At 44.6% G+C, this 19,532-nt stretch carries 25 protein-coding genes; 14 read left to right on the plus strand and 11 right to left on the minus strand.

Going from position 1 to position 19,532, the window contains the following annotated elements; translation table 11 throughout:
* Nucleotides 1-11: 11 nt before the first annotated feature.
* From psbV to ACP2WE_RS20160, 3 genes are all read right to left on the minus strand, one after another.
* A complete protein-coding gene (gene psbV, locus ACP2WE_RS20150) occupies nucleotides 12-512 on the minus strand; it encodes a photosystem II cytochrome c-550 (RefSeq protein ID WP_425217333.1) in 501 nt (166 codons plus the stop codon).
* Nucleotides 513-537: 25 nt separating this feature from the next.
* Nucleotides 538-717, minus strand: coding sequence for a translation initiation factor IF-2 (locus ACP2WE_RS20155; RefSeq protein ID WP_408648765.1), 180 nt, complete (start codon nucleotides 715-717; stop codon nucleotides 538-540).
* Nucleotides 718-857: 140 nt separating this feature from the next.
* Complete coding sequence (locus ACP2WE_RS20160; RefSeq protein ID WP_425217334.1) at nucleotides 858-1,244, minus strand: winged helix-turn-helix transcriptional regulator; 387 nt, start codon at nucleotides 1,242-1,244, stop codon at nucleotides 858-860.
* A gap of 115 nt (nucleotides 1,245-1,359) precedes the next feature.
* On the opposite strand from ACP2WE_RS20160, the gene ACP2WE_RS20165 reads away from it, so the two are divergent.
* The 5 genes from ACP2WE_RS20165 to ACP2WE_RS20185 all read left to right on the plus strand — a co-directional run bounded on the left by ACP2WE_RS20165 (nucleotide 1,360) and on the right by ACP2WE_RS20185 (nucleotide 5,652).
* Entirely contained in the window at nucleotides 1,360-1,596 is a 237-nt protein-coding gene (locus tag ACP2WE_RS20165) for a CDGSH iron-sulfur domain-containing protein (RefSeq protein WP_330483592.1), read from the plus strand.
* Between the two features lie 59 nt (nucleotides 1,597-1,655).
* The gene (locus tag ACP2WE_RS20170) at nucleotides 1,656-2,357 is read left to right on the plus strand and encodes a pirin family protein (protein ID WP_425217335.1); all 702 of its coding nucleotides are present in this window, start codon (nucleotides 1,656-1,658) and stop codon (nucleotides 2,355-2,357) included.
* Between the two features lie 193 nt (nucleotides 2,358-2,550).
* Nucleotides 2,551-3,648 carry an undecaprenyldiphospho-muramoylpentapeptide beta-N-acetylglucosaminyltransferase gene (murG, locus tag ACP2WE_RS20175; protein WP_425217336.1) on the plus strand — a complete coding sequence of 366 codons (1,098 nt, stop codon included), beginning with the start codon at nucleotides 2,551-2,553 and terminating at the stop codon, nucleotides 3,646-3,648.
* Between the two features lie 94 nt (nucleotides 3,649-3,742).
* On the plus strand, nucleotides 3,743-5,110 hold the full coding sequence (locus tag ACP2WE_RS20180; protein ID WP_425217337.1) for a hypothetical protein: 1,368 nt from the start codon (nucleotides 3,743-3,745) through the stop codon (nucleotides 5,108-5,110).
* A 263-nt stretch (nucleotides 5,111-5,373) separates the two neighbouring features.
* On the plus strand, nucleotides 5,374-5,652 hold the full coding sequence (locus tag ACP2WE_RS20185; RefSeq protein ID WP_425217338.1) for a protein kinase family protein: 279 nt from the start codon (nucleotides 5,374-5,376) through the stop codon (nucleotides 5,650-5,652).
* 48 nt (nucleotides 5,653-5,700) lie between these two features.
* On the opposite strand, the gene ACP2WE_RS20190 is transcribed toward ACP2WE_RS20185, so the two are convergent.
* Nucleotides 5,701-6,963 carry a site-2 protease family protein gene (locus tag ACP2WE_RS20190; protein ID WP_425217339.1) on the minus strand — a complete coding sequence of 421 codons (1,263 nt, stop codon included), beginning with the start codon at nucleotides 6,961-6,963 and terminating at the stop codon, nucleotides 5,701-5,703.
* A gap of 149 nt (nucleotides 6,964-7,112) precedes the next feature.
* Between ACP2WE_RS20190 and ACP2WE_RS20195 the strand changes: the two genes are divergently transcribed.
* Both ACP2WE_RS20195 and nadA read left to right on the plus strand, forming a co-directional pair.
* Nucleotides 7,113-7,934 carry a creatininase family protein gene (locus tag ACP2WE_RS20195; RefSeq protein WP_425217340.1) on the plus strand — a complete coding sequence of 274 codons (822 nt, stop codon included), beginning with the start codon at nucleotides 7,113-7,115 and terminating at the stop codon, nucleotides 7,932-7,934.
* 178 nt (nucleotides 7,935-8,112) lie between these two features.
* Nucleotides 8,113-9,096 (plus strand): quinolinate synthase NadA, encoded by a 984-nt coding sequence (gene nadA / locus ACP2WE_RS20200; RefSeq protein WP_425217341.1) that lies wholly within the window; start codon nucleotides 8,113-8,115, stop codon nucleotides 9,094-9,096.
* A 36-nt stretch (nucleotides 9,097-9,132) separates the two neighbouring features.
* On the opposite strand, the gene ACP2WE_RS20205 is transcribed toward nadA, so the two are convergent.
* The 3 genes from ACP2WE_RS20205 to ACP2WE_RS20215 all read right to left on the minus strand — a co-directional run bounded on the left by ACP2WE_RS20205 (nucleotide 9,133) and on the right by ACP2WE_RS20215 (nucleotide 11,361).
* A complete protein-coding gene (locus tag ACP2WE_RS20205) occupies nucleotides 9,133-9,720 on the minus strand; it encodes a hypothetical protein (RefSeq protein ID WP_425217342.1) in 588 nt (195 codons plus the stop codon).
* Between the two features lie 129 nt (nucleotides 9,721-9,849).
* Nucleotides 9,850-10,731, minus strand: coding sequence for an acetylglutamate kinase (argB, locus tag ACP2WE_RS20210; protein ID WP_330483602.1), 882 nt, complete (start codon nucleotides 10,729-10,731; stop codon nucleotides 9,850-9,852).
* A 183-nt stretch (nucleotides 10,732-10,914) separates the two neighbouring features.
* Nucleotides 10,915-11,361, minus strand: coding sequence for a hypothetical protein (locus ACP2WE_RS20215; RefSeq protein ID WP_425217343.1), 447 nt, complete (start codon nucleotides 11,359-11,361; stop codon nucleotides 10,915-10,917).
* Nucleotides 11,362-11,566: 205 nt separating this feature from the next.
* Here ACP2WE_RS20215 and ACP2WE_RS20220 point away from each other — a divergent pair, with 205 nt between their 5' ends.
* Entirely contained in the window at nucleotides 11,567-12,580 is a 1,014-nt protein-coding gene (locus ACP2WE_RS20220) for an RluA family pseudouridine synthase (RefSeq protein WP_425217388.1), read from the plus strand.
* 167 nt (nucleotides 12,581-12,747) lie between these two features.
* Here ACP2WE_RS20220 and ACP2WE_RS20225 read toward each other — a convergent pair whose 3' ends face one another.
* Both ACP2WE_RS20225 and ACP2WE_RS20230 read right to left on the minus strand, forming a co-directional pair.
* Nucleotides 12,748-13,833 (minus strand): serine/threonine protein kinase, encoded by a 1,086-nt coding sequence (locus tag ACP2WE_RS20225; protein WP_425217344.1) that lies wholly within the window; start codon nucleotides 13,831-13,833, stop codon nucleotides 12,748-12,750.
* Nucleotides 13,799-14,047 carry a hypothetical protein gene (locus tag ACP2WE_RS20230; protein WP_425217345.1) on the minus strand — a complete coding sequence of 83 codons (249 nt, stop codon included), beginning with the start codon at nucleotides 14,045-14,047 and terminating at the stop codon, nucleotides 13,799-13,801. Before ACP2WE_RS20230 ends, ACP2WE_RS20225 begins: the two co-directional genes overlap by 35 nt.
* 121 nt (nucleotides 14,048-14,168) lie before the next feature.
* Between ACP2WE_RS20230 and ACP2WE_RS20235 the strand changes: the two genes are divergently transcribed.
* Nucleotides 14,169-14,687 (plus strand): DUF2059 domain-containing protein, encoded by a 519-nt coding sequence (locus tag ACP2WE_RS20235; RefSeq protein WP_425217346.1) that lies wholly within the window; start codon nucleotides 14,169-14,171, stop codon nucleotides 14,685-14,687.
* Nucleotides 14,688-14,878: 191 nt separating this feature from the next.
* Here the strand turns inward: ACP2WE_RS20235 and ACP2WE_RS20240 are convergent, their stop codons facing one another.
* A complete protein-coding gene (locus ACP2WE_RS20240; protein WP_425217347.1) occupies nucleotides 14,879-16,138 on the minus strand; it encodes a GNAT family N-acetyltransferase in 1,260 nt (419 codons plus the stop codon).
* 94 nt (nucleotides 16,139-16,232) lie between these two features.
* Here ACP2WE_RS20240 and psbE point away from each other — a divergent pair, with 94 nt between their 5' ends.
* The 5 genes from psbE to ACP2WE_RS20265 all read left to right on the plus strand — a co-directional run bounded on the left by psbE (nucleotide 16,233) and on the right by ACP2WE_RS20265 (nucleotide 18,481).
* A complete protein-coding gene (gene psbE, locus ACP2WE_RS20245; protein WP_330483168.1) occupies nucleotides 16,233-16,478 on the plus strand; it encodes a cytochrome b559 subunit alpha in 246 nt (81 codons plus the stop codon).
* A gap of 51 nt (nucleotides 16,479-16,529) precedes the next feature.
* Entirely contained in the window at nucleotides 16,530-16,658 is a 129-nt protein-coding gene (gene psbF, locus ACP2WE_RS20250) for a cytochrome b559 subunit beta (RefSeq protein WP_330483169.1), read from the plus strand.
* A gap of 42 nt (nucleotides 16,659-16,700) precedes the next feature.
* Nucleotides 16,701-16,817, plus strand: coding sequence for a photosystem II reaction center protein PsbL (psbL, locus tag ACP2WE_RS20255; protein ID WP_071590099.1), 117 nt, complete (start codon nucleotides 16,701-16,703; stop codon nucleotides 16,815-16,817).
* A 118-nt stretch (nucleotides 16,818-16,935) separates the two neighbouring features.
* Nucleotides 16,936-17,055 (plus strand): photosystem II reaction center protein J, encoded by a 120-nt coding sequence (locus ACP2WE_RS20260; RefSeq protein WP_425217348.1) that lies wholly within the window; start codon nucleotides 16,936-16,938, stop codon nucleotides 17,053-17,055.
* A 322-nt stretch (nucleotides 17,056-17,377) separates the two neighbouring features.
* Nucleotides 17,378-18,481: an ATP-dependent 6-phosphofructokinase gene (locus ACP2WE_RS20265; protein ID WP_425217349.1), complete on the plus strand. Its 1,104-nt coding sequence runs from the start codon at nucleotides 17,378-17,380 to the stop codon at nucleotides 18,479-18,481.
* Between the two features lie 28 nt (nucleotides 18,482-18,509).
* On the opposite strand, the gene ACP2WE_RS20270 is transcribed toward ACP2WE_RS20265, so the two are convergent.
* The gene (locus ACP2WE_RS20270; protein ID WP_425217350.1) at nucleotides 18,510-19,511 is read right to left on the minus strand and encodes a phosphate ABC transporter substrate-binding protein; all 1,002 of its coding nucleotides are present in this window, start codon (nucleotides 19,509-19,511) and stop codon (nucleotides 18,510-18,512) included.
* Between the last annotated feature and the right edge of the window lie 21 nt (nucleotides 19,512-19,532).

Below are 19,532 nucleotides of genomic sequence, written 5' to 3' on the forward strand. Positions count from 1 at the left end.
AATATACTTGATTAATAGTATATTTTGCCACCGCCCCAGCCAATTCCTCTAACATTGGGTTGTTGAAGGATGTAGCCTGCAATTAGCTTCAAATCTTTGTCAGTGAGTCCACGCATGCCAGGGAAGATATCTGTGCTTCTCATGCTGGGGTGCACTTCATAGATTTCTTCCACACCATCAAAGGTCGTGGGGTTTTTCATAAAGTCCACAAGCCCTGCGATTGTATTGCGTGCTGGGGTCGCTAAAGCCAAAGTTTCGGGGTCAAGACCAACGTTAGGGTTGGTGAAGGTTGCTCCACCTACGTGACAGGTGGCACAAGCATTTTGAAATAGCTTCTTGCCCTTGGCAATTTCTTTGCTAGACAATACAACTTTTTCCTTGTCATTGAGTTGTACAGTGCGAGTTGCCTTATCAGTAGTTTCTGCTGCCATAACGCTACTGGTAAAAAATTGCCAAACCAGCATCACAGTTGCGATCGCAAGCAAAATGTATTTATATTTATTTCTGCTCATAATTACGCTGAATAATAAATTGATTCTAAGTTGATTTCTTTTGATTCTGAGCTGCAAGAATTATGGCTTTAGCATCTTCTAGTGCTAGTTTGGTTTGGACATCTTGATAACGAATACCAAGCTGTTCGCAAAGTTGACAGACAATTTCAACCTTTAGCTTATAGTCTTCAGCTATCTCAGCAAGGGATAAATCTGCAAAGCCCATAACACATTCTTCCTTAGTTAATTCTAGATATGTTTGTGCCATTTTCTCATCTAAAAACTGACCAAACCCAAACAACCCAGACAGTTATGATATCGAATATCTGACCTATAAAGGTAGTTAAGCTTGAATTGCTCGTTGAATCAAGATCGCGTCAAATATTTTGTACTCCAATCATGGAGAGAATTTAGAACGGGTTCGAGCGTTGTGCCGAGAGGGGTGAGCGAATATTCTACCTTGGGCGGAACTTGCATATATACATGGCGATCGACCAAGCCATCTCGTTCTAGCTCTCGCAACTGCTGGGTCAGCATCTTTTGGGTAATACCATGAAGCGCGCGATGCAATTGCCCAAACCGCTTAATGCCACCAAATAGCTCCCGTAAAATTAACACTTTCCAACGCCCACCAATCACTTTTAGCGCCGCCTCTACAGGGCAACTACTGCGCTTAGAGTTTTCATCGTCTGGTTCTAAATTTTTATGGTCAAGGCTTAGGCTTTCTTGATGAATTTCCTCTAGAAATTTCATAGTATCTTTTTGGGTAGTATCTTACAAAAAAGTACATACTTTACGAAAGTATTGTAAGGCATATACTGTATCTATAAGCAATAAAAATTCACTAGTTTTACTAGGAGCCTTAGAGATGAGTGAACCCCATATCGCTGCTAAGAGACCTGCTGTACTTGAGCTTGAGGCTAACACCTATTATTGGTGCAGTTGCGGGCAGTCAAAAAATCAACCCTTTTGCGATGGAGGGCATCAAGGCAGTGAGTTTACACCCTTGGCGTTTGAGATTGACAAAACAAAGCGTGTTGCCCTTTGCCAATGTAAATATACAGAGAGCCCTCCTTTTTGTGATGGGGCCCATTCCAAGCTGTAAACCTGCGGGCGATTGAGAATCTATAAAGATTTATAAATTTGAGAGGAAGGGAGGTAAACATGTTAACGATACGCAAGTCAGAGGAAAGGGGACATGCCAATCATGGTTGGCTAGATAGTTATCACACCTTTTCCTTCGCGAACTATTACGATCCAAGCCACATGGGGTTTAGAGATCTGCGCGTGATTAATGAAGATTACGTGTTGGGAGGTAAAGGATTTGGTACGCACCCCCATAAAGATATGGAGATCGTTACCTATGTGCTAGATGGTGCTTTAGAGCATAAAGACAGCATGGGCAATGGTTCTGTGATTTTGCCTGGGGATGTGCAACGCCTTACGGCTGGTACTGGAATCACGCATAGCGAGTACAACCATTCTTCCTCCGATCTCGTGCATTTGTTGCAAATCTGGATTTTGCCCAATAAAGCGGGGGTTGAGCCAGGTTACGAGCAAAAGATGTTTAGCCCTGCCGAAAAGCATAACCAGTTGCGTTTGATTGTTTCATCCAATGGTGAAAACGGCTCGGTTATGGTGCATCAAGATGTTAAGGTCTATGCCACGATCCTAGATCGGGAGGCAAAGGTGACGCATGTGGTTCAGCCCGATCGCTATGCTTGGGTACAGGTTGCCAAAGGTGCGATCGCCCTCAATGGTGAAGTTCTCCACGCTGGGGATGCCGCAGCGGTAAGTGACGCAGGCGAACTGTACTTGGTCGGTCAGGACAATAAAGCCGAAGTTTTGGTATTCGATCTAGCTTAACGAGCAATTCTTGTGGGATAGGTATTTTGCCCGATCTCATATCGCCGCCTATCCCACAGGGATTCATAAAGGAAATCAGCTTTAGACGAAGATCGTCCGACGATAACTTTTTGCTAACCGCTAAACTCGAATTCCTCGCTGCGAAGCGTAACAAACATAGATAAAATGGGGTGAGTCACAAATTCTGAATCCCATGTCAAGCCAACAGCCATCCCAATTGCGAGAATCTAAAAAAATTATTCTCACAGGGGGTGGCACGGCAGGGCATGTGACGCCCAATATTGCTCTCTTGCCAAAGCTCAAAGCGTCTGGCTGGCAGGTTGAATACATTGGCTCAGCCAATGGCATTGAAAAGCAGCTAATTACCGACCTTGGGATTCCCTATCATGGCATTGCCTCTGGCAAACTCAGACGATATTTCGATCTCAAAAACTTTACCGATCCCTTTAAGGTGATTAAAGGGATTTTTGATGCTTATTGCGCCCTTAAACGCCTAAAGCCCCAAGTTGTATTTTCTAAGGGTGGGTTTGTGACCGTGCCCGTAATTTTGGCAAGTTGGCTGCAACGAATTCCCGTTATCGTCCATGAGTCTGACATTACCCCAGGATTGGCTAACAAAATTTCGCTCCCTTTAGCTACACAGATCTGCGTCACCTTTCCCGAGACGCTGAAACACCTACGGAAGTATTCCAATAGGACAGTATGTACGGGGCTTCCAATTCGGCAGGAAATTCTCAAAGGGAATCCTGAAATCGGTAGGCAACTCTGTGAGTTTAGTACAGAGCTACCCGTTTTGTTTGTGGTGGGTGGCAGCACGGGTTCGGGCAAAATTAATCAAGCGATTTGGTCAGTTTTAGAGGTACTTACCCAGAAATTTCAAGTCGTGCATGTGTGCGGCAAAAATAACCTCAATCCAGCATTCGATCGCTACAAACACTACAAACAATTTGAATATTTGGGTAGCGAACTAGCAGATGTTTTAGCGATCGCGGATGTAATTGTTTCTAGGGCGGGTGCTAACTCAATTTTTGAATGGCTAGCCCTCAAAAAGCCCCATTTACTAATTCCCTTGTCTAAAGCTGCCAGTCGGGGCGACCAAATTCTCAACGCTCAATCTTTTCAGAAACAGGGATATAGTGCGGTTTTGCCAGAAGAGGATCTAAATCCAGAAAACTTATTACAATCTCTTGACAATTTGTTTGAAAATAGACAAGGCTACGTTGATAAGATGACCGAGAGTCTTGTGGGGGACAGTATCAGCCAAATCATGATTTTGATCGACCAGGTTTAGGGTAGGCTGGTTTCCGTGCCCATTCTGCAAGGGCTTTTCATTAAAATCTAGAGATGCGCCGTAAGAGCAAATTACAGTCGTTCTGGTAAAGAATATGACACAGCAGTTAAGCATTTTAGAGATGGCTAAGCAGGGGGATGCCACTGCGATCGCTGCATTAATCAACCGCTCTCTACAACCCAAGGGGATTGTTGCCCAAGCTAGTATGGAAGGGGAATGCCTGCGGATTGTTTTGCTGTCAGCCCAACTTCCCAATCAAAAGTCGGTTGTGGATCTCATCCACCGAGGCATGGTAATTTTACAAGTGGAATCTGTCAAACAGGTACGCATCGCTGCGCGTAGGGTAGATACGAAAGCTTTGATATGGGAAAGCGAGTTTTCTTTGACGCCTATCGAAAGCTCGTTGTCAATTCCTCCTGAGAGCACCACAACACTGCTCGATCCAATCAAAAATCAGAAGGGAATTATTCTCGTGCAGAAGCTGTCTCAACTAAATCGCAACCAGCAAGAATATCAGGACATCATTATTCGATTTATTGACGATCGGGTTGGAACAGTTAGATGTCTAGCCACGCTTTCAGAACTGATGCAGGCAATCAATAAATCCAACTTTTCTTTCTCTTCGGTTGCGACGAACCCAAACCTCAGACATCTTTTGGATACGATCGCTGAATATAGCAGTACCGATGAGAAAGGCGATCAAATCATCACCAACGTTTCCGTTTTACAGCCAGGGCAACCTTGGCAAAAGGTTAAAATTCGTTTGGTAACGCAGGTATATTTTGAACCCGCCCCAGATGAAGAAGTACCGACCCCTAAACAGCATAGTGGCATTACCCTAGATGTTAATGACACACCAATTACTCCACCAATTACTCCAATTGCAGCAGCGCAGAGTATCGAACAAAGTGTAAATTATCGAGTTGTAGATTTAGGAATAGATGCAAATTCAAAGAACCAACGTGGATTTACTACGGTCTCTGACAATGTGCTGGATGATTTGATTCAAGACCTAGAACCCAATCGTTCCAATCCAGAGTCTAAACAGGCGATCGCGACTAATCCAATTTCTTCCCCAGATTCGATCGGCGATCGCGAACAGTCTCTGACAGTAGGTGATTTTTTGAATGATTTTGGCTTTGAAGAGAAGGTCGTTCCTAATTCGCCGAATTATCTGCAATCGACTCCTCAAGCGAAACCACCCTCTGAAGCTCTTGTAAATGCCCAATCGCAAAACAACATAGTTGAAGTTGAAAGCGAAAGAACAACCAATCGGTTTATCGAGCCTCTATTTCATGAATTTGAGTTTGCAGACGAATCAAGCGATGAACCGTTAAAGGTGAAGGCTTCGAGTCCAGAAAATGCTGTCTCTAAAACAGCAAAACGCGAATCAACACCGCCATCCTCCCCAGGACGCGAGTCAGAGGAGAAAGAAATGATTACCCTTGATAGTTTTTGGTAATTGGAAATCATAATAAACAATGGTATTTGAGGATTCGATATTAGCTTCATCGCTAATGTAATACCATTTTCAAAAGATAATGCGACGCATTATCTTTTGAAAGACCGCGCGGAGCGCGGAACTCAAATCTCGATCTGTTGCAACTCTAAGTAAAATTGGTATAAGTTTGGGTTAAAAAATCAGAGCAGGTAATCAAACAGTAGCAAGTTTGATTTGAAATTCGTAGGGTCGTCCTAAGCAGGTACAGAAGAATTTAAGTTCGAGTGGAAAGCCAGTCTCTGAACTTCAAAATCGATTGGGGCGATATGACATCAGGTGATATTGCCACAGATCTCGCTTCGATATGGATGCTTTTTGGCGATCGCCATACTCGTCAGCAAGCGATCGCTGCCTATGCAAATATTTCCGAGGCAACCCTGCAACGTGCCAAAGGATGCGCAATTTTTTTTGGAGTCGTACTATTAGAAACAGGATTGGTGGATAATCCAAGGTACAAAGCGATCGGCGAGAAGACCTTACATCGCGTTGCTGAGAATGGATAGAAGATTTGGCGTAAAGTTGCTAAATCGATTTTCTGAAACTCGCGATCGCTAGGGGATCTGGGCAGCAATATCCGCAAGCGGAAGTTCGGGTGGGAACTTCCCTTCTTTTTTGATGTTTTGGATATAGGTTTCAGGAATTTTCCAGTTAAATTTGCGAGATAAAGCCCGAATCACATCGCCACGATCGACAATACCAGCAACGGAGCCGACTTGAGAAAGAACGGGCAAATAGCGAGCCTTCTTTTCTTCTAGCAAATTAATTACCGATGGAATTTTGGTCTTTAGCTCTACCGAGTCAATCGATGGTAGGGGTTTAACGATACTATGTAGGGTTTTGTTTTCCCATTCACTGCGATCGACATGACGAATTTCTTCAGCTAAAATGATGCCGCGATCGCGCCCATTGGAAGCCGCAAAATACACAGGTTCGGCATTCTTATCTTCCATGAGCAAAAACTCATCGGCAAACCTGCGTAGGGTCATATCAGCATCCACAATGCGAAAGTCCCTGGTCATGGCTTCTTCGGCAGTGAGTTCCTGTAAGGCCTGCTGAAGGTTGGTGATTTGAAGGTGGCGCAAGGCTTGATTCATCACAAACCATCCCAGTAGCATCAGAAAGAAGCCGTCAAACAGACGTTGACTCGCAATCAACAGGACACCTTGAAGCATTGCCACAATCCCTAAAATCTGCCCCGATCTAGCTGCCCAACGAATACCTGTCGTGCGATCGCCTGTAATTTGCCATACTGCGGCTTTGAGTACTTGTCCCCCATCTAGAGGCAATCCAGGAATTAGGTTAAACACGCCTAGAATAATGTTGATATAGGCAATATTTAACACCATAAAGCCCCAAATCGTTCTGAGTGTGCCCACGTTGGCAACCAGATTATCCATAGTCTTAGGACTAGTTGTGATGAAAATACCATCTCCAGCAATAGACCAAGCCAAACCAGTCAACAAAATACCCAAAACTAGATTGACCAAAGGTCCAGCGATCGAAACGCTAAATAGGATCCAAGGACTCTTAAACTCGCGATCGAAGGAAGAGGTTCCACCAAAGGGGTACAGGGTAATTGAAGTAACTTCAATACCATGTGCTTTCGCCGTGAGGCTATGACCGAGTTCATGCAGAAGTACAGACAAAAACAGTAACAGGGCAGTTAATAAACCATATGCCCATGAAAAATTGGGGGACAACTTGGCATAGGCTGCGCTAAACCAAAAAGTCATTAACCCCACGATTAAAAACCACGATGGATCGAGGTGTAGGGGAATGCCAAAGATTTTGCCGATGCGGATGCCGCCTTTCATGATGATTTTCCTGAGCGTTCTGGGTGTTTTCGCAAGCTTATGACGAATGCTACGAGTTTTAGGTGGTAACCACAAAAACTGCTTTGAATCTTACTATTACAATGATACGCAAGTTACAGTTGTTTTTACTGGTTATGGCGTGAGCGCATATGATTCACTCTTTTATTCCCCCCGATCGCTTTTTTGCTTACCTGACTTGGCAGGAGATTGCGGCGATGCCTAACAAGGCGAATGTAGCGATCGTGCAACCGATGGGGGCGATCGAGCAACATGGTGCGCATTTACCGCTTGTGGTGGATGCAGCCATTAGTATGGGCGTATTAGGTAAAGCACTTGAGAAACTAGAACCAGAAATTCCCGCCTATAGCTTGCCACCGCTTTACTATGGCAAATCTAGCGAACACGATGATTTTGCGGGCACGATTACGCTGACCACTCAAACCATGCTTGCCATTTTAACGGATATCGCCGAGTGCATTTATCGAGCGGGATTTCGCAAACTCGTATTGATGAACTCCCACGGTGGACAACCGCAAATTTTAGAATTAGTCGCGAGAGACATCCATCAGAAATATCCAGACTTTATGGTGTTTCCTCTATTTACATGGCGAGTTCCTCATGTCGCCGCCGAATTCCTAACTGCTAAGGAAATGGAGTTGGGAATTCACGGGGGTGATGCCGAGACCAGTGTCATGCTATCGCTTTTACCCGATCGCGTGCATATGGATAAAGCCATTACAGAATATCCCCATGGTTTACCGCAGCACAGTTTGCTATCTATGGAAGGAGCTAGCCCTTTTGCTTGGGTCACCAGAGATTTGAGTAAGAGTGGCGTTTTGGGCGACCCGACGGTGGCGACCAAAGAGAAAGGCGATCGCATTCTAGATTCTCTCACTGATAGCTGGGCGCAGTTAATTAGAGATATTTATCATTTTCAACAACCCCAAGCTTGGCGAGAAGAAAGTGATTAGGTGATTGCTTGGGAATTGGCGCAAGATCCCCGACTTTTAGAAAATGTCGAGGATCTAAATTCCTGCAAAATCTACCTATAGGAGTAGTATATTTTGGTAATTTATACTATAATTATTTGCATCTTAAAGATGATAAGCAATATAAACTCCTTCACCTACTAACTAGCCGAGGCAAGCCGTGTTTCTTACCTTACCCAAAAGCGATCGACAACAACCAGCAACAGCATTCTCTCAAATACCTCACGATCTGTTTGAGGCGATCGCTGAACTCAAGCAGCAACTCAATGCTGTCATTCTTGCACACTATTACCAAGAGCCTGACCTACAGGACGTTGCAGACTATATCGGCGATTCGTTGGGTCTCTCTCAAGCTGCTGCCAACTGTCAAGCCGATGTCATCGTATTTTTGGGCGTTCATTTCATGGCAGAAACAGCCAAAATTTTTAACCCCAATAAACAGGTTCTCTTACCAGATTTAAACGCAGGTTGTTCTCTCGCAGACAGTTGCCCTCCCGAACAATTTGCCGAATTTAAAGCCAAACATCCCGATCATTTGGTAATTTCCTACATAAATTGCTCGGCAGCGATTAAAGCGATGAGCGATATTATCTGTACGAGTGCCAATGCTGTCGCGATCATCAATCAAATTCCTAAAGACCAGCCGATTATCTTCGCGCCCGATCGCAATTTGGGGCGCTATGTTGCCGAACAGACGGGTCGAGATTTGGTGCTGTGGCAAGGTGCTTGCATCGTGCATGAGATCTTTTCAGAGCGTAAATTGGTGGAACTCAAACAAGAGCATCCCCATGCCGAAATTATTGCTCACCCTGAATGCGAACCCAATGTCCTGAGACATGCTGACTATATTGGCTCGACTACGGGGCTTTTAAAATACGTGCAGACTAGTTCCAGTCAAGCATTCATCGTTGTTACTGAAGAAGGTGTGATCCATCAGATGCAAAAGATGGCACCCGCAAAATTATTGATTCCTGCGCCACCTGATAATGGTTGTGCTTGCAATCAGTGCCCCCACATGCGTCTAAACACCTTAGAAAAGCTCTATCTTGCCATGAAGCATCGAACCCCTGAAGTTACCTTAGATGAGTCAATTCGGTTGGCAGCGCTACGCCCGATGCAAAGGATGTTAGACATGTCAAAGTGAAAAGCTGGCAAGGAAGTCGATCGGAATTTCGGAACCTCAACTCTGATACCAAACGGTCAACCAAGCGATCGCTAAGCCAAGCAGACAAACCATACTCAATATAATTATTGTGGTTACTCGGCTAAAGGATGCTCCGATCATTTTTTCAACGGTTATTGGAATCGCGATAATTCCAATCCAAATAATTGCCGCAATAATCAAGGTAACAGCCGAAGCCTTTGCCCAAAAGATTAAAGCTGCGAAAATTACCACCCCGCTCAAAACATAACCCCAAGCCGTCAAGGAGTAGTCCGTCAAGGTCGTAATGGTTGGTAGTAATAACAAGATCGCAATCCCAGCGATCGCCAGATATCGCTGGTAAACCATCAACAAAACTAACAGGGTGTTAATTAAGGAACTACAAAGCAGCAAAATTGCCAGCCATAGCCAAATCGAAAAAGTGATTTTTCCGTTAGGTTTTAACTTAAACCTTGGTGTAAACCTTGATATAAAACTCGGTTTAGAACTTGATTTAGCACTGGGTTGAACAATAGGCTTATCCGTTGGTTGGTCAGTAGCTTTAGCACTGGGTTGAGCAGTGGGTTTAGAATCAGAATCATCAGATTTGGGCGGCTGACCAGACACTTTGGTAATGAGTTCTTAAAGAATAGTGGGAGCGAAGCATTCGCATCAGTAGATCTGCGATCGAAGAAAAGACTGCTTTGCAAATGCTTTGCCCTTGAGGATTTGATATTTGTCAGAAATTAACCAATCTTAGATAATTTCACCATTCGCTGGATCGGAGGCAACTAACATCGAACCCACGCCGCTATTGGTAAACACCTCTAGCAACAGAGAATGAGGCACGCGCCCATCCACAATATGAGCTGCCTTGACGCCCTGAGCAAGCGATCGCACGCAGCATTGTACCTTAGGAATCATGCCACCACTGACCACACCTCTCTCGATCAGCTCTCTCGCCTGTTGAATACTCAAACTATGAATTAGACTACTTGGATCCTTGTAATCTTCTAAAATTCCTGAGATATCAGTGAGGAGTACGAGTTTTTCAGCACCCAGAGCCGCTGCCAACTCACCCGCAACTGTATCCGCATTGATATTGTAAGCCTGACCTGTTTCATCACAAGCCACACTAGAAACTACAGGAATATGACCAGCCTTGAGTAGGGTATCTAATAACCTGATGTCAATACTACTGACTTCGCCGACAAACCCGATCGCTTCGTCACCTTGAGGTCTAGCACGGATCAAATTGCCATCTTTGCCACACAAACCTACAGCAGAGCCCCCTTCAAGATTGATTAGCTCCACAATCTGCTTATTTACGCGCCCAACCAGTACCATTTCTACGACTTCCATCGTGGGCGCATCGGTAACGCGCAAGCCATTAATGAATTGGGGCTGAATATTTAATTTAGTCAGCCATGTATTGATCTCAGGCCCGCCTCCATGGACTAAAACTGGACGAAGCCCCATAAATGACATCGTGACGACATCACGCATCACGCCCTGTCGTAAGTGTTCTTCTTTCATCGCCGCACCGCCATATTTGACGACAATGGTTCGCCCTGCAAATTTCTGCATATAGGGCAAAGCTTCGCTGAGCACCTGGACGCGATCGTTATCTGTTAGCATTTAACCCCTCAAAAAACCTACGTTGGATTTATTGTATCGCTCAACACTGAGCTATCCGCTATCAGGGTTACATTTTAAGGAAAAAGGTAAAGGGTTATCGGTTATTTAGCGATCGGTGATTTAGTCATCGGTTATCGGTTATCGGTATCCATACTGACAACTGACAACTGACAAACAAAGATACTAATGTTGCCGCGTGAGAACGGCTTCCATGGTACTTTCTAGGTTTTGTCCCCCAACAATGCCACTAGACAAAAGATAGCGATCGGCATCTAGTTTATAGAGTGTTTGAAAACCCGTACGCATTTTCTTGTCACCCATCACCCAATAGCGTTGCACGATCGAATCAGGGGCGACCAAGCCTTCGCCTTCAACTCGGCCCATTTCACTATGATCTAGCACAAACGTAAATCTACGTTCATCCGCATCGATGCGGCCCCGATAGGTTAAGGTAACTTTGGCGCGATCGCTTTCAGGAAAGGTCAGCTCGGTCACCATCGTGAACCAAAAGTTATCCTTAGACCACCCGACTAATGTTCTCCCCTTTACAGGAATCGCTAAAGCTTCGCGGTCTAGCCAACTGCCTTCAAACGACCACCTGCCTGGTTGCATCAAAAAAGTATGAGCCACGATAGTTTTTGTTTGGTAACTTTTGTGAATGCCACGAATAATTAACCATTATGACAAATATGCTACCCAAAACTTACTACCCCCAGAAATCCCCATTCGATCTACTCTAGAAATAGGCTTAGGAAAACGGCTAAATATTAGAACTCATCATGAATCTATGGCTATGCTTTCTTCAGCTCCATTGGATATCCCAAACGCCCATTTAATGATTGCTGTACCACCCGATCTGGTTGCCGATCGGCTCGATCGCTTTCTGACTCAACAACTCCCAGATCTGTCGCGATCGCGCTTGCAAAAACTGATCGAATCTGGCTTGGTATGCCTAAATGACCGCGTTTGTGACGATAAGAAAACCTTGGTAAAAAGTGGCGATCGCCTGACAATTGAAATTCCCGCAGCGAAGCCTCTTGACCTAATCGCACAGTCAATTCCACTAGATATTCTTTATGAAGATGAGCATCTGTTGGTAATTAATAAACCCGCAGGCTTGGTTGTCCATCCCGCCCCAGGTCATGAGGATGGTACCTTGGTGAATGCACTACTGGCTCATTGTCAAATTTCACTGGATCGAATTTTAGGGGATCGAACTCCAGAGCTTGACGAATTAGAGGAAGATCCGAATCTTTTACTAGGCAACAACCGATCTAGCAGTAGTTTGTCGGGAATTAATGGCGTTCAGCGTCCTGGCATTGTGCATCGCCTAGACAAAGACACGAGTGGCGCGATCGTGGTTGCTAAGACTGACCAAGCGCATCAACATTTACAAGCGCAAATCCAAGCTAAAACGGCACGACGAGAATATTTGGGTATCGTACATGGCATCCCTAAAATGAGTTCTGGCACGATTGTTGCCCCAATTGGTCGGCATAGGAACGATCGCAAAAAGATGGCAGTAGTAGCAGATGGCAGACCTGCGATTACCCATTGGCAAGTCCAAGAGGTATTGCGCAATTTCTCCCTATTAAAATTCGATCTAGAAACGGGGCGCACCCATCAAATTCGCGTACATGCAGCGCATATGGGACATGCGATCGCCAACGATCCCGTTTATAGCCCCAATGCTAAGGCAATGGCAAAGCAATTCGCGAAATATCTAACAGGACAGGCATTACATGCTTGGCGTTTGACCTTTACCCATCCTGTCAGTGGTGAGGCAATTGAAGCGATCGCGCCTTTACCCGAAGGATTTGAACGGTTGCTAAAGCATCTACGCAACTGATGATTGGTTCTTTAGAAATGGAAATTAAATAAGATCGAATTCGTATTGTAGGAACGAATTCTATTGCTGATACACATGTTCAAATGGGTGAAACATTAGAGGGCGGACGAAATGTTTACCTGCTCGTATTCATTTGCGAGAAATTTTAAGAGAGGAAGTTGCATCAATTATTTAGGCTGAACGATCGGAGTTGGTAGTGGAATCGGTGAAGGAAGAAGACGATAGAAAATGGCGAGCGCATAGACTGTCAACCCCAAAAAGGCGACGATCGCGAAACTTAGCCAAATCTTATTTCTGGTTTGCTGTTCGATCTTTTTCTTTGCTTGGTTTTGGCGTTCGGTTTGATTCTCTTTGGATAAGCGATCGAGTTCGTCAAGATTGTGTAAAATTGCAGCGCAGTCAGCGGGGCGATCGACGGGTCTAGGCGAAATTAAACGTTCTAATAGTTGGGCAAAATCATCAGAGAGCTGCATCGCAGATGGACGCCAATTATAGATGTCTGTATGGGGGTCGTGCAGATCGAGGGGATGTTTACCCGTCGCTAAATGGATGAAAGTCATTCCTAAAGAATAAAAATCTGATTGTGGAATCGCAAAGCCGCGCGACTGCTCTGGCGCAGTATAGCCAGCAGAATTTATTTTCGTGATGCCGCCTAAACTGCCGATCTTTGCCAGATAGGTATAGGTAGCTTCTCGTGCTGTGCCAAAGTCAATCAAAGTCAGCTTCCCCGATGGTTTGAGCATAATATTTTCGGGTTTGATATCGCGATGAAAATAACCGTTTTGATGCACGATTTGTAATACCCGCATGATTTGACGCAGCCAGGCGATCGCAATTTTCTCGGAGACGGGCTTATGGGTAGTTATCCATTCATAGAGATTGATTCCTTCAACTTTTTCCATCACAATGCCATGCAAAATCGTGTTATCTGGCAGAGGGTGATGGATATAGCCATCAATTTTGGGTAATCCTGGAGAATCAATTTTACCTAATATTAGAGCTTCTTGTTGGAAAAGCGAGATGGTTTTAGGCTGTTCGTTAAATTCAGACCTAAGGATTTTCAGCACCCTGGGCTGTTGCTTCGCATTTTCTACCTCATAGATTGTGCCAAAGCCAGTATTGTCACTGAGCAAACGCTTTACAACATAGGTGCGATCGATCAGCAATTCGCATTGACAGTTCTCACAAAAATCTACGGTGTCTGGATTTTGACGATCGCTAGATTTGCAATGGGGGTTGATACAGAGTCGCATAATGAAGCCTTGTTTGCAGCAACAGCATTTTACCCTTGAAATGGAATAATCTGCGATTCCTGCTAGCGATCGCTCTTAGCTTGAAGCTTGTATAGATGCGATCGCTATCCAAAGCCCCAGTTGAAATTGACAAACAGCGATTGGCTATTTTTAAGGCGATCGCCTTAAAAGCAATATGTAAATAGGTTATAGATAAGCGCGATCGGCATTGCATAAAAACCTATAGGTTTGACTTGTTTTGACAGGAGTAAAAAACTAAGATAGCAAGAGAATTCAGCCGTAATTTGGGTTGAATTGGTGAGGTCGTCGATTGAAGCTGAGGTAATTAAATTCAAATGCTCAAAGTGAAGTTGCAATTTTCAAGGTTTCTAGCATTGTTACTGGCGGTCTGCTGTACCTTCGTCGCAGTATATGCAGCAAATTCTCAACAACTCCCTTTAGATGAAGCTCACTCCAAAACATCTGCCAAAGAGACCTCCAAACATAAGTTAGCGAGCGAGTTGCTGGTAGAGGTAGGAATCGCAAAACGGTATGATATGCATTTAGATCAGATGATGGGCGCATTAGTCGGTTCGGGGGTTGAGCTTAAAATCCACGAAAGTTTCAAAAAAATGTTTGTAAGAGAGATTGGATGGAAACATTTTAAAGATGCCTACGCAGCAAGACTGGAGGCCGATTTTTCGGAAGATGAATTAAAGGAACTGCTAAATTTGTCCAAGCAACCTGTAATGAAGAAGTTGTTGCAGTCTGAAGTCAAAGCCTATAGGGATACATCTAAACAAAGACTTAAAAAGGGATTTGAATTATGGGAAAACTACCAGAATAACAACATCAGTTTACCTCCAGCCCTCTAACCACATTCAAAAGGGGGATAGATAGATGAGATCCTTCGCCGAATCAGACTATCTATCCACCAGTAAAACCATTTTGGAGCTTCCAACAGATGTGGTTCTCCTGCTTTCACAGCATCTCAACTTGACAAGAAATATGATTTGGCTATCAGTTATCAATCTTTTTTGCACTAACAACTGACAATGCTAAAAAACTAAAACTTAAATGGGTTGAAGATAAGGAAGGCAGGAAACCATTGTTCTAGAATATGAGTTAGGTCACTGGAAGGAGCAATAGAATCGTTATCATTATGATTTGGAACTTTAAGCCATTGTTTGTAAAATAGCTCCTCTAGGGGCAATGTGCCATAAACCAACGACGATATTCCCTCAATCGTGGCATAAAGATCGGGTTTAACTTCGTCTCTCCGCGTTACGGTTAATTTACCTTCTTGACTTTGCAATATAAAGACACCTTGATTCCACGCACAAAGTGGATCGGATACAGCGATCGCAACTTCTCCGATCGCAGGTCCGGGCAAATCCCTCAAAGCCTCAGCCACATCCATAACTCTTACCATCCAAGGCTGATGAGAAACGATCGCTTCGATCGGATGTGGGGCATCCCTAAATAGAGTATGAAAATGGCTATTTGCTGGAACCGACATTGTAACGTAGTCGATCTGATCGCGATGGTTGGCAAAAAAAGCCATGAGGCGATCGCGAGCTTCTAGATTCTTCCAAAACATGGCATAGATATCGATGCACCTCGTGCCACCTTCCTTGGTCGTGCGGCTGTCGATGTTGTAGAGGGCGATCGCCAAGGTTTCACCGTTATGTTTCACAGAAACACAGATCTTATGTCTGTACCAAAGACACCATTGTTCGTAGGTCAGATCCGGTATTGCTAACCCATGATGTTGCTGGGGTGGCAAAGCCGATATAAACGTTAAAATCGGATCTTTTAGATCGCTAGCAGGTTGGCGCTCCCACTGCCAACGAGCGATCGGTTCTGAGATTGTGGGGGATGGTGAATTTTGGCTGAGATAGTGACGCAAGGCTTGAATCGGGACTTTTAGCTCTAAATTTGCGTTGGCGGTCACATAGCCAAAGGCAGCGTAAAAGCTTTCTTTAAAGGGCTGCAACATACTGACGCAGATCCCCTTGGTTTGCATCTCTATAAAAGTGGCTTTGATTAAATTTTTAACACAGCCTTGATTGCGATATTCTGGATATGTCCATACCCCTCCAATACCTCCCATCGGTTTGACAATCCCTCGTACCGATTGTCGAAAGCGGAAATTTTGCAGGGCGGCAGCTATTTTGCCCGCGATCGCGGCAACAAAAACATCGTCAGGATTAATTGTCCCTAATTGAGAGACTTTAAATTCTTGATGAAACCACTGGCTGTAGGCATATCGATCCCCACGAAGAATCTCGTCTCGTTCTGCGAGGTCGATCTTCCTGATTTCCATGTTGGTATTTCTAAGTTGGTATTTCTAACTTGGTACAATAGTAAATTATTATTTAAGCATCACGATTTTAGATATAAACCTATAGAGGACTGTTATGGCAGGAACGACTGGAGAACGTCCATTCTCAGACATTATTACAAGTATTCGTTATTGGCTAATTCATAGCTTGACGATTCCCGCTTTGTTTTTAGCAGGTTGGCTATTTGTGCAAACAGGTCTTGCCTATGACGTGTTTGGTACGCCTAGACCCAATGAGTACTACACCCCCGATCGCCAAACAGCACCAGTGCTTCGCGATCGCTACGATGCCAGCCAAGAAATCCCTGCGGCGGCTAAATAATAGTTAGGAAATCTCCCCCTAAAACCAAGATTCATTATTTAAACTGCTGTTATGACTAACTCAAATCAACCCGTTCAATATCCAGTATTTACAGTGCGTTGGTTGGCAATCCATGCCCTCGGCGTACCCACTGTATTCTTCATTGGCGCAATCACTGCTATGCAGTTCATTTCTCGTTAGACACTACTGATTAACCCAGAGAATTTAGAGGTCTTATTATTCATGGCTCCCAAAAATCCTAATAGCCAACCTGTAGAGCTAAACCGTACATCGCTCTTTTTGGGTTTGCTGCTTATTTTTGTTACTGTTTTGTTGTTTTCGAGCTATTTCTTTAACTAGTTGTTCGTACTGGTTAGGTTGCTAGCTTTACAAACTTCAAGCCAAAACTCAAATAGAAACTTAGATCGCCGATTTGAATCAAAATTCAGATAAAACTTATTTTATAGAGGTGTAAACGATGACTGAAGGTGGGCGTATTCCCTTATGGTTGGTAGCAACTGTTGCTGGAACTAGTGTGCTTGTTGTAGTCGGTTTGTTTTTCTATGGTTCTTATATCGGTCTTGGTTCTTCTCTGTAACCAAACAACCAACGTAGCTTGTTGAGTTTTCTCTATTAAGCTGAAGATCGAATTAGGTGACTAATTTAGATCGTCAGACTTAGAAACTCAAGTTTTCAAGAAGCAATCATTAAATTATTAGAAATTATTTGGGATAAGCACCGAGGAATCATAAGTTCCTGTGGTGCTTATCTTTTTGCGCCCATTTTCGCGTTCTCGGATTTGTGTTTATTGATGCTACTTATTTGCATTGCCTGAGCGATCCTTGAGACAACCTGCAATTTTCTAGTTCAAAGGCTAGATAAAGCTAAGTTCATACATTGTGAGTTAAGTAAGGTATTGCATGAGTAAACCCAAGCGTGTTGGTATTCTCACCAGTGGCGGTGATTGTGGTGGCTTAAACGCGGTGACTAGAGCCGTAGTGCGGCGAGCCCGAGACTATGACATAGAGATCTATGGGATTAAAGATTCGACCCAAGGATTGATGAATCGCCCCGTTGATGCCGAACTCCTTGATATTAAAAAGGTTTCTGGCATTCTGAGATATGGCGGCACCATTCTAGGCACGATCAATAAAGGCAATCCCTTCGCTTTTCCCATGCCCGATGGCAGTCTTGTCGATCGCTCCGATGAAGTAATTGAAGGTTACAAGCAACTGGAGCTAGATGCCCTAATTGTGGTGGGTGGCGATGGCAGTCTGGCAATTTTACGCAAACTTGCCCAAAAGGGTAATTTAAATCTCGTTGCCGTTCCCAAAACCATTGATAACGATCTCGGCGCTACCGAATATTCCGTAGGTTTCAATACGGCTGTCGATGTTGCGGTTGAAGCCTTAGATCGCCTCACCTACACGGCGATCAGTCACAGCCGCGTCATGATTTTAGAAGTGATGGGACGCGATGCGGGGCATATTGCCGTGAGTGCAGGGATTGCTGGCGGTGCGCATGTGATTCTCATTCCTGAGATTCCCTATAGCATGGAAAAAATCTGTAAGACCTTAAGCGATCGCCGCGATCGGGGCATCAACTTTAGTACGATGGTCGTCGCCGAAGCCGTAAAAACCGAAACTGGTGAAGCGGTCAAATACACCAATAGTTTGGGTCAGTCCCTCTATGGCGGGATTGCTCAGTATTTGGGCGACCAGATCAGCACCAGCACGGGCATTGAAACCCGCGTCACGACCCTCGGTCACGTCCAGCGGGGTAGTAAGCCTTCGGCATTGGATCGCGTTTTAGGTGCAGCCTTTGGGGTCAGTGCTGTCGATCTGATTGCCCAAGAGAAATTTGACCATATGGTGGCATGGCAAAATCGCCACATCGTAGCAGTACCAATTATGGAAGCGATCTCCCAATATCGTGCCGTTGAGACCGATGGCGGTTTAATTAAAACTGCGATCGGTCTGGGAACCTACGTCGGCGAAATCGATCGCGTGACGGCTGCTGTTTGAGTTTGTTTCTAGACTTTATGTCTGGGATTTATTGAACTGGTGTAAATCCTAGACTTTGAATAATTTGTTGCCCTTGAGGCGACAGGGTTAAATCGATAAATTGCTTGACCGCAGGACTAGTCTGCTTCCGAACTACTAAAAACAGGTTGCGAGAAATCGGGTACTTATTTGTTTTAATGGCGGTAGCATCGGTAGGTGTTACCCCATCTATTGATACGATCCGAACGATCTCTTGTTTTTCGACTTGAGATACAGTGGCATAGCTGATGCCATTGTCACCTATAACTCTTAAGATCGCTGTAGTTTCGTCCTGCGGCCAAGTGATGAAATTGCTACTATCGCTTGCAAAAGGCTGCCCTTTTAACACGACATCTTGAAAAAAGTCCCTAGTACCGCTCGTTGTAGCTCGATTGATTACCTTGATCGGTATATTGGCCCCCCCGACCTCAGACCAGTTGGTGATTTTGCCAGTATAGATGTCGCGTACTTGGGGCAAGGTTAAGTTTCCTTTAAAGGGATTGTTAATGCCTACGACGATCGCGACAGCATCCTTGGCGATCGGAATGAGTTGAATTCCTGCCTGCGCTTCGCTGGCCTTGAGCGGGCGCGAACTGGCAGCGATCGCGGCGGAATCATTCATTAAATTTTGAATTCCTTTGCTCGATCCGCCTGGACTCCCATCGGGGATGCCGAAGGTGGTGGGAATGTTGGGATACATCTGAGCGTAGGCATTGCGCAATTCTTTAACGATCGCGACCATGGTCGTACTGCCATCAATACTTAACACCAAAGGATTTGGTAGCGAGGTATCTAAGGAAACACCAGAAGTTGGACTGGGACTTGGAGAAGATTGCTGTGATGGAGTAGATGTGGAAGATGGGCTTGGACTTGCTACCACAGTTTGAGTGTTTGTTGCGGTATTTTTGCTCTCATTGCTAGTCTTTTGAAAATACCAGTAACCACCTGCTGCTAATCCACCTGTGACTAACAGACTCAAAATTAGGACTGCCGTTTCTTTGCCTTGAGACATTCGCGATCGCTCCTAAAACTT

Source organism: Tumidithrix helvetica PCC 7403, assembly GCF_965232925.1.
Lineage (GTDB): Bacteria > Cyanobacteriota > Cyanobacteriia > Pseudanabaenales > Pseudanabaenaceae > Tumidithrix > Tumidithrix helvetica.

Bases quoted from the DNA above. Each gene is read 5' to 3' on its own strand.
- psbV (WP_425217333.1), bottom strand. From the start codon at position 512: ATGAGCAGAAATAAATATAAATACATTTTGCTTGCGATCGCAACTGTG.
- ACP2WE_RS20155 (WP_408648765.1), bottom strand. From the start codon at position 717: ATGGGCTTTGCAGATTTATCCCTTGCTGAGATAGCTGAAGACTATAAG.
- ACP2WE_RS20160 (WP_425217334.1), bottom strand. From the start codon at position 1,244: ATGAAATTTCTAGAGGAAATTCATCAAGAAAGCCTAAGCCTTGACCAT.
- ACP2WE_RS20165 (WP_330483592.1), top strand. From the start codon at position 1,360: ATGAGTGAACCCCATATCGCTGCTAAGAGACCTGCTGTACTTGAGCTT.
- ACP2WE_RS20170 (WP_425217335.1), top strand. From the start codon at position 1,656: ATGTTAACGATACGCAAGTCAGAGGAAAGGGGACATGCCAATCATGGT.
- murG (WP_425217336.1), top strand. From the start codon at position 2,551: ATGTCAAGCCAACAGCCATCCCAATTGCGAGAATCTAAAAAAATTATT.
- ACP2WE_RS20180 (WP_425217337.1), top strand. From the start codon at position 3,743: ATGACACAGCAGTTAAGCATTTTAGAGATGGCTAAGCAGGGGGATGCC.
- ACP2WE_RS20190 (WP_425217339.1), bottom strand. From the start codon at position 6,963: ATGAAAGGCGGCATCCGCATCGGCAAAATCTTTGGCATTCCCCTACAC.
- ACP2WE_RS20195 (WP_425217340.1), top strand. From the start codon at position 7,113: ATGATTCACTCTTTTATTCCCCCCGATCGCTTTTTTGCTTACCTGACT.
- argB (WP_330483602.1), bottom strand. From the start codon at position 10,731: ATGCTAACAGATAACGATCGCGTCCAGGTGCTCAGCGAAGCTTTGCCC.
- ACP2WE_RS20220 (WP_425217388.1), top strand. From the start codon at position 11,567: ATGATTGCTGTACCACCCGATCTGGTTGCCGATCGGCTCGATCGCTTT.
- ACP2WE_RS20225 (WP_425217344.1), bottom strand. From the start codon at position 13,833: ATGCGACTCTGTATCAACCCCCATTGCAAATCTAGCGATCGTCAAAAT.
- ACP2WE_RS20230 (WP_425217345.1), bottom strand. From the start codon at position 14,047: ATGCAATGCCGATCGCGCTTATCTATAACCTATTTACATATTGCTTTT.
- ACP2WE_RS20235 (WP_425217346.1), top strand. From the start codon at position 14,169: ATGCTCAAAGTGAAGTTGCAATTTTCAAGGTTTCTAGCATTGTTACTG.
- ACP2WE_RS20240 (WP_425217347.1), bottom strand. From the start codon at position 16,138: ATGGAAATCAGGAAGATCGACCTCGCAGAACGAGACGAGATTCTTCGT.
- psbE (WP_330483168.1), top strand. From the start codon at position 16,233: ATGGCAGGAACGACTGGAGAACGTCCATTCTCAGACATTATTACAAGT.
- psbF (WP_330483169.1), top strand. From the start codon at position 16,530: ATGACTAACTCAAATCAACCCGTTCAATATCCAGTATTTACAGTGCGT.
- psbL (WP_071590099.1), top strand. From the start codon at position 16,701: ATGGCTCCCAAAAATCCTAATAGCCAACCTGTAGAGCTAAACCGTACA.
- ACP2WE_RS20260 (WP_425217348.1), top strand. From the start codon at position 16,936: ATGACTGAAGGTGGGCGTATTCCCTTATGGTTGGTAGCAACTGTTGCT.
- ACP2WE_RS20265 (WP_425217349.1), top strand. From the start codon at position 17,378: ATGAGTAAACCCAAGCGTGTTGGTATTCTCACCAGTGGCGGTGATTGT.
- ACP2WE_RS20270 (WP_425217350.1), bottom strand. From the start codon at position 19,511: ATGTCTCAAGGCAAAGAAACGGCAGTCCTAATTTTGAGTCTGTTAGTC.